The 13157-nt window shown below is 73.9% G+C and carries 15 protein-coding genes and 1 pseudogene; 4 read left to right on the top strand and 12 right to left on the bottom strand.

Annotated elements, in window-relative coordinates:
• Nucleotides 1-23: 23 nt before the first annotated feature.
• The 3 genes from EDJALFJO_RS29125 (at nucleotide 24) to EDJALFJO_RS29135 (ending at nucleotide 3744) form a co-directional block, all read left to right on the top strand.
• Nucleotides 24-968: a bifunctional DNA primase/polymerase gene (locus EDJALFJO_RS29125; RefSeq protein WP_088289876.1), complete on the top strand. Its 945-nt coding sequence runs from the start codon at nucleotides 24-26 to the stop codon at nucleotides 966-968.
• A gap of 107 nt (nucleotides 969-1075) precedes the next feature.
• A complete protein-coding gene (locus EDJALFJO_RS29130) occupies nucleotides 1076-2656 on the top strand; it encodes a hypothetical protein (RefSeq protein WP_088289828.1) in 1581 nt (526 codons plus the stop codon).
• A 335-nt stretch (nucleotides 2657-2991) separates the two neighbouring features.
• A complete protein-coding gene (locus EDJALFJO_RS29135) occupies nucleotides 2992-3744 on the top strand; it encodes a helix-turn-helix domain-containing protein (protein WP_088289829.1) in 753 nt (250 codons plus the stop codon).
• Nucleotides 3745-3754: 10 nt separating this feature from the next.
• On the opposite strand, the gene EDJALFJO_RS29140 is transcribed toward EDJALFJO_RS29135, so the two are convergent.
• The gene (locus EDJALFJO_RS29140) at nucleotides 3755-3994 is read right to left on the bottom strand and encodes a hypothetical protein (RefSeq protein WP_143448854.1); all 240 of its coding nucleotides are present in this window, start codon (nucleotides 3992-3994) and stop codon (nucleotides 3755-3757) included.
• A 312-nt stretch (nucleotides 3995-4306) separates the two neighbouring features.
• Here EDJALFJO_RS29140 and EDJALFJO_RS35875 point away from each other — a divergent pair.
• Nucleotides 4307-4637, top strand: a pseudogene (locus EDJALFJO_RS35875) (hypothetical protein); the annotation flags it as partial.
• 301 nt (nucleotides 4638-4938) lie between these two features.
• Here EDJALFJO_RS35875 and EDJALFJO_RS29145 read toward each other — a convergent pair.
• The 11 genes from EDJALFJO_RS29145 to EDJALFJO_RS29195 all read right to left on the bottom strand — a co-directional run bounded on the left by EDJALFJO_RS29145 (nucleotide 4939) and on the right by EDJALFJO_RS29195 (nucleotide 12825).
• Nucleotides 4939-5940 carry a hypothetical protein gene (locus EDJALFJO_RS29145; protein ID WP_088289831.1) on the bottom strand — a complete coding sequence of 334 codons (1002 nt, stop codon included), beginning with the start codon at nucleotides 5938-5940 and terminating at the stop codon, nucleotides 4939-4941.
• Between the two features lies 1 nt (nucleotide 5941).
• The gene (locus EDJALFJO_RS29150; protein ID WP_088289832.1) at nucleotides 5942-6274 is read right to left on the bottom strand and encodes a hypothetical protein; all 333 of its coding nucleotides are present in this window, start codon (nucleotides 6272-6274) and stop codon (nucleotides 5942-5944) included.
• A 38-nt stretch (nucleotides 6275-6312) separates the two neighbouring features.
• The gene (locus tag EDJALFJO_RS29155) at nucleotides 6313-6522 is read right to left on the bottom strand and encodes a hypothetical protein (RefSeq protein WP_088289833.1); all 210 of its coding nucleotides are present in this window, start codon (nucleotides 6520-6522) and stop codon (nucleotides 6313-6315) included.
• 81 nt (nucleotides 6523-6603) lie between these two features.
• Nucleotides 6604-7896, bottom strand: a complete 1293-nt coding sequence (locus EDJALFJO_RS29160) for a tyrosine-type recombinase/integrase (RefSeq protein WP_198950750.1) — start codon at nucleotides 7894-7896, stop codon at nucleotides 6604-6606.
• Nucleotides 7893-8249: a hypothetical protein gene (locus EDJALFJO_RS29165; protein WP_088289834.1), complete on the bottom strand. Its 357-nt coding sequence runs from the start codon at nucleotides 8247-8249 to the stop codon at nucleotides 7893-7895. The genes EDJALFJO_RS29160 and EDJALFJO_RS29165 overlap by 4 nt, the downstream gene beginning before the upstream one ends.
• Nucleotides 8250-8337: 88 nt before the next feature.
• Entirely contained in the window at nucleotides 8338-8559 is a 222-nt protein-coding gene (locus EDJALFJO_RS29170) for a hypothetical protein (RefSeq protein WP_088289835.1), read from the bottom strand.
• 215 nt (nucleotides 8560-8774) lie between these two features.
• Nucleotides 8775-11024, bottom strand: coding sequence for an FtsK/SpoIIIE domain-containing protein (locus tag EDJALFJO_RS29175; RefSeq protein ID WP_088289836.1), 2250 nt, complete (start codon nucleotides 11022-11024; stop codon nucleotides 8775-8777).
• 151 nt (nucleotides 11025-11175) lie between these two features.
• A complete protein-coding gene (locus tag EDJALFJO_RS29180) occupies nucleotides 11176-11907 on the bottom strand; it encodes a DUF2637 domain-containing protein (protein ID WP_143448855.1) in 732 nt (243 codons plus the stop codon).
• Nucleotides 11904-12182 (bottom strand): hypothetical protein, encoded by a 279-nt coding sequence (locus EDJALFJO_RS29185; protein WP_143448856.1) that lies wholly within the window; start codon nucleotides 12180-12182, stop codon nucleotides 11904-11906. The genes EDJALFJO_RS29180 and EDJALFJO_RS29185 overlap by 4 nt, the downstream gene beginning before the upstream one ends.
• Nucleotides 12179-12643, bottom strand: coding sequence for a hypothetical protein (locus tag EDJALFJO_RS29190; protein ID WP_143448857.1), 465 nt, complete (start codon nucleotides 12641-12643; stop codon nucleotides 12179-12181). The genes EDJALFJO_RS29185 and EDJALFJO_RS29190 overlap by 4 nt, the downstream gene beginning before the upstream one ends.
• Nucleotides 12640-12825, bottom strand: a complete 186-nt coding sequence (locus EDJALFJO_RS29195; protein WP_088289840.1) for a hypothetical protein — start codon at nucleotides 12823-12825, stop codon at nucleotides 12640-12642. Before EDJALFJO_RS29195 ends, EDJALFJO_RS29190 begins: the two co-directional genes overlap by 4 nt.
• Between the last annotated feature and the right edge of the window lie 332 nt (nucleotides 12826-13157).

Consider the following 13157-nt stretch of genomic DNA (forward strand, 5'->3'; position numbering starts at 1 on the left):
ACGCGCTCGAGGCCGCCTTGCGGATGGCTGGTCGCGGGTGGCACGTCTTCCCTGTCGAGCGTGGCGGGAAGCGGCCGGCCATCCGGGCGGCGCACTCGGGTCAGGGCGTGAGGTGCACTGGTGCCTGCGGGGGAGACGGGCACGGGCTGCACGACGCGACGACCGACGAGCGGCGCATCCGGGCCTGGTGGCAGGCGTACCCGGGCGCGAATGTCGGCGTCAGCTGCGGCCCGAGCGGGCTCGTCGTGGTCGACGTCGACACCGGCAAGGGCCGGCGGCCGGAGCGCGTCCTCGTCGACCAGGGCGACGACGCCACCCCGGGCGACGTGACCGACGGCGCAGGCGTGCTCGCCTGGCTTGCGCGCCGACACGGGACGGCGGCCGACCTGGAGACCTTCGCCGTGACCACCCCGACAGGCGGTCGGCATCTCTACTACGCCGCCCCGGCAGGTGAGGGCATCACCTCGGGGGCCGGGGTCGCCGGCGGCCTTGGCTGGCAGGTCGACGTCCGTGCAGGCGGCGGTTATGTCGTCGGGCCGTGGTCGACCCGGCCGGAAGGCCTGTACGTCCCGACGGCCGGCGTTCCGGTCCGCCCGCTTCCGGGCTGGCTGCTCGAGCGGCTGAGCATCGCCGGGCGGGTCCCGTCACGCACGCCGCCGGCGGACGTCACGCGGGCGCCTGCGCCCGTCGACCTCGGCGCGCGCGCCACGGCGTACCTGCGGGCCGCGGTCGCCGGTGAGATCCAGCGGGTGCTCGACGTCGGGGAGGGCGGCCGAAACGTCGCACTCAACCGGGCGGCGTTCGCGCTCGGGCAGCTCGTCGCCGGCCACGGGCTCGACGAGGCCGCCGCCGCCGAAGCACTCACCGATGCCGCGCAGATCGTGGGGCTGCCCGCGGCAGAGGCCAAGACCACCATCCGCTCCGGCCTGAGCGCCGGACGTCGCAGCCCGAGAGGCATCACACCGTGACCAGCACCGCCAACGAGGCCCACAGGCTCGCGGCGCGCGCCGTTCCTGACCGGGAATCGGACGAGCCCTCGCGAGACCACGTCGGAGGCTCGCGCCCCACCCTGCGCGTGCGCAGCGACCCCGAAAGCATCACCGAGCTGCGCGCGCTCATCGAGGACGGCCACCTGCCCGAGGTCTACCTCATGGGGACCGAGCTCGTGCGCGTCGAGAAGTCCCCATCACCGATCCGGCAGGGCGACCTTGCGCTGCCCAAGCGCGCCGCGCCGCTGACGCCGGCGCTCGTCCAGCGGCTGATCGCCGAGAACGTGGACGCCTGCCGCGAAGTCCGGGGCGCGTGGGTGCCCTACGTGCCGAAGGTCGACCAGATCAAGGCCGCGACCGCCGGCGGCGACTGGGAGTTCGTCCCGTCCCTGGCCAGCATCATCGGCACCCCGGTCCTGCGTGAGGACTGGACCCTGCTGCAGACCCCCGGCTACGACCGGGCGACCGGCCTGTACCTGTCACCGACGCTGGACATGCGGCCCATCCCGGAGCGGCCCAGCCCTGGCGAGGTTGAGCAGGCCCGCACGTTCCTGCTCGACACCCTGCTCGGTGACTTCCCGTGGGCCAGCGACGCGGACAAGGCCAACATGCTCGGCGCGCTGCTCACCCCGTACGTCCGGGTCGCGCTGCGGGCACCGTCCACGCCGCTGACGCTCATCACCGCGTCCATGCCGTCGTCGGGCAAGACCAACCTCGCCAGCATGATCGGGATGCTCGTCGGGCAGCAGACGGTGTCCTGGCCGAGCGGCGCCGGGCTGGAGACCGAACTGGAGAAACTCATCTCGTCGACGCTCAGCCGCTCCGGTGGCGCGGTCGTGTTCGACAACCTCGAGAACGGCGAGACCGTGTCCTCGACGACGCTCGCGCGGCTGCTCACCGCGCCCGTCTGGTCCGGGCGCATCCTCGGCAGCACGGCGATGGGGTCCTGGCCGAACGACCGCGAATGGATCATCACCGGCAACAACCTGTCCGTCGGCGGGGACATCCCGAGCCGGACGATCGTGTCCCGCCTCGAGCCGCTCGACGAGCACCCCGAGGAGCGCACCGGATTCAAGATCCCCGACCTGGAGTCCTGGCTGACCGCGCCGGCCAACCGGGCGAAGGTGCTCCGGGCCCTGCTCGTCCTGATCCTGGACTGGTCCGCGGCCGGCGGCCGGCCCGACCGCGACGTCGTGCCGATGCGGTCCTTCACCAGCCTCGTCCAGGGCATCGGCGGGATCCTGCGGCACCACGGGGTCAAGGGCTACCTGTCGAACGTCGCCCTGGTCCGCGACGCCGACGAGGACACCACGCGGTGGGGGATCTTCTACGACAAGTGGTTCGAGAAGTACGGCACCGGGCCGGTGCGCGCCGTCGACCTCTACAAGAGCGCGCAGCACAACGCGCGCTGGGACGAGGCCGACCCCTGGGAGGACGCGTTCATCACCGGCCCGAACGGCCGTCCGCCGAACAACGCCAAGCAGCTGGGGACGTGGCTGCGCGCCGAGCGCCGGCGCCCCCGCAACGGCTGGCGGATCGACTCCGAGAAGGACCGCACCGGCGTCAGTTGGTGGCGGCTGGAGCGGCTCGACAGTCGACCCAGCGTCACCGTCGCCGAGCCGGGCGCAGAGCACGAGCAGACCGCGCTTTCTCACACGGGGGCGTAGCGGTACCTGCAACTACCAGCACACCCAGCAAAGGGCGGCTGACCAGCAGGAACGGGTGCAGGGTTTGTCGATTCGGCGGCGGACCCGATCCCTGCAACTACCAGCAGAACGGCGGGAGGTGCTGGTAGTTGCTGGTAGTCCCAAGATCCACACTCAGCAACTACCAGCACCCATAGCGGCAGGTCAGAGGCCGAATGCAGGTAGTTGCTGGTAGTCGCAGAGTCTCTAGAGCCAACCGCGATGAGAAATCGCGTTTCGGCCCGATCCGAGCCGGGGCACCCGCCGCGGTCTCGGCCACCCAGAGTGACAACAGACGAGAACTGGAGGCCCTCCCGATGAGGATCTACGGCAATGCTGGGAACGTCATCACGGCGACCCGCAGCGTCGACCTGCCGACGGTCGCCCGACCCCGGCCGGCGTCCTGGCCGGCCGTCGTCCGGCAGCGCGCGACCGTGTCGCCGATCGCACCGTCTGCCGACGAGGCCTCGACCCGCGAGGCCGAGCGCACCGCCGGGCGCGCAGCTGCGGAGGACGCCCGGGCGCGGCAGCAGCGACTGCGCGGGAAACGCACCCGCGCGACGCCTCCTCCGCAGCGCACCCCCCGGACACCGCCGGCGCCCCGTCCGGAGCGTGTGGCGCTCGTCGACGAGCTGCGCCGCCGCTGGATGGCCGGCGAGTCCCAGGAAGCCATCGCCCGCGCGCTCGGCGTCTCGACGTCGACCGTGCAGCGACTGCGCCGCACCGAAGGAGTCCAGGCCCGGCGGCCCGCGGTCGACTCCGCCGAGGTCGTGCGGCTCTACGTCGACGAGCACCTGGCGCTCGAGGACGTCGCGGCCCGCCTGACCTGCTCGACGTCCTCGGTCCGGTACCGGCTGCGCGCGGCCGGCGTCCCCACACGCGCCCCGGGACACAACACGCGAGAGACGACGCCCGACGTCCGTGCCGCTGCGCTGGCCCGGTACGCCGCCGGCGAGCCGCTGTCCCGCATCTGCACCGACCTCGACGTCGGCGAGTCCAGCCTGGCCCGCTGGCGCCGCGAGGCAGGGCTACCCGCCCGACCCCGGGGCCGGCCTGCCGCCGGCGCATAGCCGCCGACGATCAGCCGCGCCGGACGTCCTCAGCACGCCACCACGCGAGGTGGTGCACGTTCCCGACGTCCGTCATCACCAGCACGTGCTCGCTCGTCCAGCCGTGCGCCACGCCGGTCAGGTCGTCCTCGCGGCCGTCAGCATCCCGCCGACGCACGACCACCGACGGGCGGTCCGCCGGTGCCGGCGTCGTGATGGCCCCGCTGACCTGGCCCGCGCGCACGAGATTCGCGGCCGAGAGGTCAGCCACGAGCTCGCCCCGACCCGCTGCCCTTCCCCATGCCCAGAGAGTACGGAATCGCGGCCCGCTCCCCGACCCCCTGTGTGTCGCGCGCCGCGCGCTGGTGGTCTCCGGACATGTCTGGTGTTCCGCCGCGGGACATGTCTGGTGTACCTACCCGGGAAATCTGCGCCTGCCTGCCCTGACCTGCGACGATTCGAAGCGGGGGCCGCTGATTCGCCTGCACGAGATGACAGGTGTTCCCCCTCGGGGGATGGCGGGTCAAGCACCCGGAACAGGCACCCATTGCCGCGGAGGAACACGCGGCGAGAGGACGAAACCATGGCACTCGACCTGGCCCCAGCAGAGATCCACTGCCCCGACGGGCACCCGATCCGCACCACCGTCCGGGCGCGGTCGATCCGTTGCCGCTGCGGGACCAACGTCTACGTCCGTGCGGACGGGACCGTCCGAACGGCCGCCGAGCGGACCGCGGACCGGCCCCAGCGGACCGAGGACCGGACCGAGGACCGGCCCCAGCGGACCGCGGCCCCGGCCGCCGAGCGGACCGAGGACCGGACCGAGGACCGGCCCCAGCGGACCGCGGACCGGCCCGAGGATCGGCACGAGGACGAGGACCAGGACGAGGACCAGGACGAGGACCAGGACCAGGNNNNGACCAGGACGACGACCAGGACGACAACCAGGACGACAATCAGGCCGAGGACCAGGACGAGCGGACGGCCCATCCGACCGCCGAGCGGGGTCAGAATGGGCCGCTGGACGGTGGCGAAGGGTCCGAGGACCAGGGAGCCACGTGGGGCGACCTCTGGCAGGCGGCGCGCCGTCGGCGCGCGCAGGCCCGGTCCGCCCGGGCTGCGCGTGCCGCAGACCGGCCCGCACAGACGCACCCGTACGCCGACGTCCTCGGCTGGTAGGCGGGTCCTCGGGTCAGCGGTTCCGGGACCCGCCTGTCACTCGTTGAAGTAGCAGGTGTCGAACCGGATGCCGTCGCCCGGGTTGAGCGCCGTCGTCAGGTACCGGATGACCACTGAGCCCGCGGAGTCGACCGAGACGGCGGCGGTGCCGGCGAACCACTGCGCGGCCATGCTGGTCTGAGACTTCGGCAGGTTGCCCGCGCTGACGATCGTGCCCACCGTCTGGTCGGTGATGTTGCCCGGCCCGAGGGCAGCGGCGCCGGAGTACGTCACGAAGATGTGCAGCGCGACGAACGGCCCCCACCGGTCCATCCGGAACTCGGAGGTCGTCCAGTCCGTGGTCGGGGTGAAGGTCCACCCGATCGTCGAGGGAAACGTGCCGTAGGAGGTGACCCCGGACGATGACGCCTGGATGCCGTGCTGCCCGGTGCCGGCCGAGGCGTACTCCACCACGCCGTCGGTCGTGGTCGCCTTGAGCCGCCCACCGGTCGCCGAGCCGGCGTTGTTCCGGGCGACCTGGACGCCCGTCGAGTCGACGAAGACCTCTCCGCCGGTGTGCGCGCCGCCGAGCGGGGCGTGCCGCACGGAGGCGAACGAGTTGCTGGCGAAGAACTCACCGCCGAATGCGCTCTGGTCCGAGCCGCGGACCGTCGCCAGCTGCACGAAGTTGCCGCCGGTCATGTAGAGCCGGGAGAAACCCGGGGTGGCGCCGGAGATGTTGTAGACGCCGGTGTTGGCGCCCAGGCCAGGGGTGTTCCCGTCGGCGTTGAGCGGGGAGTTGATGTAGGCCTTGTCGGTGCCTTCCTTGTTCCAGAAGGCGACCGTGGTGCGGTCGGTGTCGTCGTCGATCGTGAGGTACTGCTCCGGGCCGCCGGCCACGCCGGTGGCGAAGTCACCGCGGATCGAGACGTTGTTCAACTCGGCGGACCCGTCGCGGTTGATGGTCCAGCCGGCCGAGCCCGGGGCGTAGTCGGGCGAGCGGATCGCCTCGCGGATCAGTGCGCCGCCGCCGCCGATGATCGGGTTTGAGAAGCCCATCTCAGGCCACCTCTCCGGAGCAGTGCAGGGATGCCGTGGCGCCCGGGTCGCCGCCCTCCCAGACGCCGACGAGAGCCTCACCCGGGGCCACGCGAAGGACGCTGTTGCTGGAGTCCTGCGACCCGCTGTAGGAGCCCTCGAGGAAGTTCAGCGGCATGACGTTGCCGCGGTAGAGCTTGAACGTCGGCTCGGCGTTCCGCGTGGTCACGTTGATGCTGGTCAGGTTGACGATCCAGCCGGGGATCGTGCCCGGTGGGGACAGCGTCACCTGCCCGCCGCCGGCCGCGTCGAGCTTGACCTGGCCGGCCAGGTTGAAACGGTCTCCGGTTGCCATGTGCCACCTACCTCGGATCGACGCGCGGACGGACGGTGCTACTTGATCGGCGGGACCATGAAGGGGTGCGCCGGCTGGGTCGGCGTGGTCTTCCCGCCGTCCGCCGGCGGGCTGTCCTCGGCCTGGCTGTCCGCGGCCTTCGACGAGGCGACGCCGGTGATGCCGAGCCGGGTCAGGGCGTCGCCGCCGAGGACCTGGCAGGCGACCCAGACGCCGGCGATGATGATGACGAGCCCGGAAGGGTTCATGTCGTGGGGCCTGCTCTCTCGGCGTTCCGTCTAGTGCCCCAGAGTCTCCCACGATTCATGGGATGACCCAACGACTCAGGCTCAGAGCGAGAACGAGTCTTCGAGCAGCTGGTCCCACTCGTCGTGCCAGGAGTCGACGACCGCCGGCGCAGTCACCTCGGCGGCGCGCGCGGCTGGGATGTGGCCGGGGTCGACGGCACGGCGCATGACGTCGTCGGGGACCTGGACGTAGCCGGCGCTGGTCTCGGGCTTGGTGTGGCCGAGCAGTTTGGACACCACGAGGACGTCGCCGGTGCGCTCGTAGAAGTGCGTCCCGGCGGCGTGCCGCAGGGTGTGCCCGGACCAGCCGTCGCCGAGCAGCGCGGAGAGGGTGTCTCCGACCCGGTAGGCGGTCACAGGGCGTCCGGTGTGGGCCGGGAAGGCGTATCCGGGCGGCAGGGCCCGCAGCCGGGCGAGCAGGGCCGCAGGGACGGGCAGCAGGCGCTCCCGGCCGCCCTTGCCGTGCACGCGCAGGTTGTCGCCCTCGACGTCGCGGGAGTGCACGCGGGCGATCTCGGCCCGGCGCAGGCCGAGCTCGAGCGCGAGGTCGACCATGAGCAGCTCGGTGGGGGTCGCCTTGGCGCGCGCGTCGGCGGCGACCGCGGCCGGGGTCGGGCGCGGGACGGCGGCCGGGACGCGGACGGCGGGCAGCACCAGGGCGGGATCGGTCGGGACGTGGCCGGCGATCGTGGCCCAGCGGTAGAAGGACCGCAGGGCGCCGCGGGCGCTCTTGCGGGTGTTCGGGGACCACTCGGGCACGGCGAGGAAGGCGAGCAGCTGCGCGGTCGTGGCGGCCCACGGGTCGGCGCAGGTGGCCGCGAAGTGTGCGAGGTAGTGCCGCCGGGTCTTGAGCGTCTCCGGGGACCGGCCGCCGGCCAGGGTGTAGTCGGACCACAGCGCCACGGCGGCAGTCCAGGCGGCGTTCAGGGCGGGTGCCTGCTCGCCGCGGCCGCGGTTGGCCCGCACGTGCGCGGCGGTGCGCTCGGGCTCGACGTAGGGCCGCGCTGGCCCGCTGGTCATCGGCCGGGCCGGGTCGTGGCCGATCCGGCCGGCCGCGCACGCCCAGCCGTAGAAGTGCCGCAGCGCGCCGCGGGCGTCCCGGGTCGACACCGGCGCGAGCCCGGCCGCGGCCAGGGCCGCCTCGAGCCCGCTGGTGGTGGCCTGCCACGGGTCGACGAGCCCGGCCGCGGCGGCGACCTGCTCGAGGTAGCGCCGCCGGCGCTTGCGGGTGGCGGCGGTGAACCCGGCGACGACGGCGTGCGCGTCCCACTCGGTCAGCGCCGCTGCCCAGCGCGGCGGCAGCGCGTCCTCGAGCGCGGCGGTGCGGCCGGTCACCGGGTCGCCTCGGGGGTGACGAGCGCGAGCAGGGCGGCGACGTCGGCGACGAGCGCGGCGGCCTGGTCCACGGTGAGGACCTGGCCGAGCAGGTGGACCTCGACGGGTCCGGGCTCGACGGTCAGGGCTGCGCTGCGCTGGTCGACGCGCAGCTGGTCGACGCGGACGAGCAGCACGGGCGTCCCGTCGCCCAGGTCGACGCGTCCGGCGCGCTCGTGCACGACCTCGCCGCGGTCCAGGTCGGTGCGCTGCGCCCAGGTGGGCCGGGCGAGGCTGCGCGGTCGTCGTCGCGTCGTCGTCGCGTCGTGGTGACCGGCGAGGCGGAGCGCTGGGGGCTGGCTGCTGGTGAGCACGAAGGGCCTTTCGTGGGTGCGGAGAGTGCTCGGCGCGCGGGGGACCCCCGTCCCCGCGCGTCGGGCGTGGTGGCGTTCTAGCGGCTGGTCAGAGCACGCGGCGGGCCTTCGCCCAGATCCGCCGGCCGAGCCGGATCCGTCGGCCGGTGCCCTTGCAGCGGCGGCAGTTGCGCCAGGCCCGCCCGCTCGGGGACCGGAACTTGCCCGATCCCTGGCAGTTGCGGCAGGCGGCGAACGGGAACAGCGTGCAGGCGATCAGGTAGCCGGCGGCCCACAGCAGCAGGGCGGTCGGCAGGGTCAGGGTGTCCATCGTGTGCTCCCCGTGGTGGTGTCGTGGTGCCCGATCGGTAGGTGTCGCCGAGAGGGGTCGATTCCCCTGGCGGTACGCCTGCGGCGCGTCGTGCGCGTCGTGGGCGGCTATCCGGTGTCTGTGCTGGTCAGGGAGGGTGCCCCCGCCGATCGGGCCGCCTATCGATCGGCGGGGGTCGTCCTATCCCTTGTGCCGCAACGGGTCTGTGTCGGCCGTCAGCGGCGGGTTGTGCGGCTACGCCGTCCGGGTGACGCGCCCGGGGCGCCGCCGGCGGTGACGGCGGCGGCGACGTCGTCCTGCTTGCACCCGGGTCGGGTGACGCCCTCGCCGTCGCGCTTGCGGTGCATGTCGACGACCGGGACGCCGCGGGTGCGCAGCTCGTCACCGAGCCGCCGGGCGTCCCACCCGGTGTAGCCGTCCGGGTCGTGGTCGGCCAGGGCCTCGGCCAGCGGGCCGGTCCAGGCGGCGCCGCGGCCGATGTCGCCGGCCGACCAGACCGTCAGGACGTCGGAGAGCAGCCGCACCGGGTCCTCGGCGACCGGGGCGGCCTCGCCGGCTGCGTGGCCGGTGATGGTGCCTGCGGCGGTGCGCAGCGCGCGGGCGCGGACGATGACCCGCTCGGCGGCCGGGCCGTCGAGGTAGGCCGAGCGGACCACGGTCGGCTCGTCGAAGACGCCGCCCAGGTAGCCGATGCCCTTGTCGCGGGCCGTGAACGTGGTGGAGCGGAACCCGTTCTTGTAGGCCGAGGTCCCGAGCACCATGTCGTTCTCGACCTGGCCCATGACCCGCAGGCAGAACCGGGTCCCGACGTTCGCTGAGACGCCGGTCGGCAGGCTGTCCCGGTCGGGGCGCTGGGTGGCGAGCAGCAGGACGACGCCCAGGGCACGGCCGCGCTTGATGATGGCCGTTGCCAGGTCGCCGGACTCGGCGCCGAACGTCGGGTGGCTGAACAGTTCCTGGCACTCGTCGATCGCGAAGACGAGCGGGAACAGGCCCAGGTCCCGGCGGCGGGCCAGGTCGGGGGTGACCTTGTTCTCCGGGGCGTCGTGCCGGGGCAGGGCGGCGATGACGCCGGCGCGGCGCTCGAGGTCCTTGTGCACCTCGCGCAGCGCGAGCAGGCAGGCCTCCGCTGTGGCGTCGTCGACCCCGGAGCCGTACCGGTGGGCGACCGGCTCGAGGGCGGACAGGTCACCGGAGCCCTTGAGTTCGTAGAGCCACAGCTGCGCGGTCGGGTCGAGCGCGGCGCCGAGCAGCAGGGCCCGCAGGGCGAACGTCTTGCCGGCGCCCGGCATGGACCCGATCAGCACGTTGGACTCGACGAGCCGGACGTACACAGGCCGCATCCGGGCGTCGTGGCCGAACGGGATCGGCCGGAACAGGTCGGCCTGCCCGGCCTTGGCGAGCGGCCAGGCGGGCGCCTTGGCCTCGCTCATCGGCTGGTCGCCGACCCACAGGACCAGGCGGCCGGCGTGCGCGGTCGGGTCGCCCTCGGGCCAGACGCAGCCGAGCGGGCGGCGCAGCCCGGACGCGAGGCGGTCGCGGCGCTCGGCGACGTCGGTCCAGGTGACGCCGTGCGGCAGGTCGACGTCCGAGCGCCACCCGGGGCCGTCGCGGGTGATCGGGGCAGGGAACCCGATCGGTGACCCGCCCTTGGCCTGGCCCTGCGTGATGCCGGCGACGCCCAGGGACAGCAGGGCCCGGACGATCGTGTCCGAGGACAGCCGGGCGACCTCGGGGGCGACCACGGCCCGGTCGAGCAGCGGCGCGTCCGGGCTGGACCCGAGCCGCGCCAGCAGCAGCAGGGCGACCACGGCGGCGGCGGCCTGCCAGGTGCCCGGCAGTAGCAAGGCGGCGAGCACGAGCAGGACCAGGGCGACGACGACGAGGCCGCCCAGCAGCCACGAGCGCTGGTTGACCCGCGCCGCCCGTTCCCGCGAGAGCGTCATGTAGCCCTTGGCGTCGTTGCGGGCCACGGCCTCAGAGCGCAGCGGCCGGCTCTCCGCGTCGGTGACCCATCGGGCGGTCGCGGCGACGGCGCGGCCGACGCCACGGGGCGCCCGGGCGACGGCGCGGGCGCTGTAGAGCGGTGTCCGAGCCCCGTGGTAGGCGGTGGCGTGCTTCACGTACCGCGCGGCCCACACCGCGGTGGAGCGGCGCTCGTCGCGGTTGCGCAGCCACGCCGGGACGACCGGGCGGGCCTCCCAGGTCCGGGACGTGACGACGGTCCCGAACACGGTCTTGGGGCGGCCGTGCGGGTGCTCGTCGAGCGGGTCGGGGTCGACGTATGCGGGGCCGGATCCGAGCGCGCGCCGCGGCCGGGCGGCGGTGAGGCCGCTGTCGTCGCCCCAGGCCGGTAGGTCGAAGTCGCTCGGGTCGGCGGCCGAGTTCTGTGCTGCCGGCCACAGGTCGGGGTCGAAGTCGTCCAGGTCGCCGCCGTGGCGGCTGGTGCTGTCGGTGGTGGTCATGGCGAATGCCTCCCAGCGTCGTCCGGCACAGGGCCAGGCGACGGTCGCGGGTGATGTTCAGCGGAGAGCACAGGGGCACGCCCGGGCGCCGGGGCGGTGGCGCCCGGGCGTGCTGTGCGGTGGCGGCACAGGGCCGCGGACGGTGCTCGGCTCAGGCGGCCGAGCGGAGCGCTTCGAGCAGGGCGCCGGCGCGCGCGGTCGAGCAGCTGTGCCCGCGGGCGCGCAGCTCGTCGACGAGCCGAGCACGGGTCAGCCGCTCCCCGGTGCGGGCAAGGTCTGCCGCGATGGCCTGCCCGGGCAGCAGCAGGTCGCCGACGTCCGGCCGCGGCCGTTCCCCTGTGGGAACACCAGTCGGGCCGGTCGGCACGGGCTGCGGCACGGGCGAGGCCGCCGGCGCGGTCGGCGCGGGGGGTCGGACGGCGCGCGCCGGTGACCTCTCGGCCGCCGGCGACACGGCCGCCGACACGGCCGGCGCGGCGACGTCGCCGCCCCGGCTCATCGCGAGCTTGACCAGGACCAGGAACGTGACCGCGGGGACCGCGGCCAGGACGACGCCCCAGACCGAGCGCTCAGCCTCGGCGACCTGCGCGGCCAGCTGCAGCACGGTCGCCAGGACCAGGACGACGACCGGCAGCGCCGATGCCTGCCCGGTGCGGTGCCGGCGGCGGACCTCGAGCCCGGCAGCCACGGCGGCTGTCTCGGTGCAGGCGGCCACGGCCCAGGCGAGCCACCCGTGCTGGCCGTGGCGCTCGGCCAGGCTCAGCACGTGCGACCACGACGCGCACGCTGCGGTCGCGCCGACGGCGAGCATGAGCGCCAGCTGCACCCACGCCTCGACCCGGGTCGCCCGGGCGACGGCGGCGCTGCGCCGAGCGGCGCTCACGGCGTCACCGTCCACGCGCGACGAGCCGCGCGCAGGAGAGCGCGACGGGATCGACGGGACAACCGCGGGCTGTCGTCGAAGCGAGAGAACGCCATCACCAGCACCGGCTCGTCGTACTCCGCGACGAGCGCGACCTGGAGCGCGTCCAGGTCACCAGCGGTGCGCAGCGGGGCGACCTCGACGAGGCGCTGCGCGTCCAGGCCGCTCTCCCGCAGGGACAGGTGCAGCAGGTACGGCACCTTCTCGTTCCCGGCGATCAGGTCGGCCGCGCTCATGCCGTCCACCCTGCCGCGCCGAGGGCCACAGAGGCGCTCGACCGGACGGCGCGGCGCCGGTTCCGCCCTCCGGAGTCCGCGAGAGACCTCCGGAGTTCTGTGAGAGCCATCCTGACGCGCATCGCGACGACCAGGGCGACCGCGGCGACGACCCCGGACGCCACGAAGGCCTCCTGAGAACCGAACACAAGGCCGCCGAGCAGTGCCACCGACACCAGGCCCGCGCAGGTCAGCGCCCAGGCCACGACCGCCGGCCAGTCCGGCTCGAGAACGACGGTCCCCGACCAGTCCCACGGCAGAGCGTCGCCCGACTCGGCGAAGGTCACGGGCGCGGTGGGCGGCGCGCAGTCGGTGCACACCGCGAAGGGCTCGGCGTCGGGCTCCGCAACGCTCACCGATGCCGGACGCTGGCCGCAGGACTCGCAGGCCCGCGCGGGCAGGTGCAGCACGGTCGCGGTCATCGCAGGCCCCAGGTCACGCCAAGGGCAGAACCGATGCTGGACGCGAAGGCCAAGACGAACGGCGCGAGCAGGTAGCCGGCGCGCCGACGCAGGTCTGTGGCTGAGGACCAGGCGCGGGAGCGCCACAGCAGGGTTGCGCGGCGACGCACCGCGCCGTCGTTGGAGTGGGTAACTTCGGTCATGGCTGGGACCTCCGTGGGTCTCGGTCATGGCCCCGGCCGGTGTTCGCTCACCGCGCCCGGGGCCGCCTCATGTCACGGCCGTCTCACAGAGCCCCCGGAAGGGGCGGACTCAGGAGACGGCGTGACGTATGGAATGCGGCGTATGACCCGATCTCACGGCCGGAATCCGCGGACCCGCTGTCACGGGCGGTCGCGGCGGAACCCCCGTATCCCTCTGGGGGTCAAGGGGTCGCAGGTTCAAATCCTGTCATCCCGACGGTCGAAACAGCAGGTCAGAGGCGGGTTCCCCGATGGGGCACCCGCCTCTCCTCGTTCTTGGGACCGCCGCCCGC

Origin of the sequence: Kineosporia sp. A_224, assembly GCF_002198655.1 — a bacterium.
Classification (GTDB): Bacteria; Actinomycetota; Actinomycetes; order Actinomycetales; family Kineosporiaceae; genus R-H-3.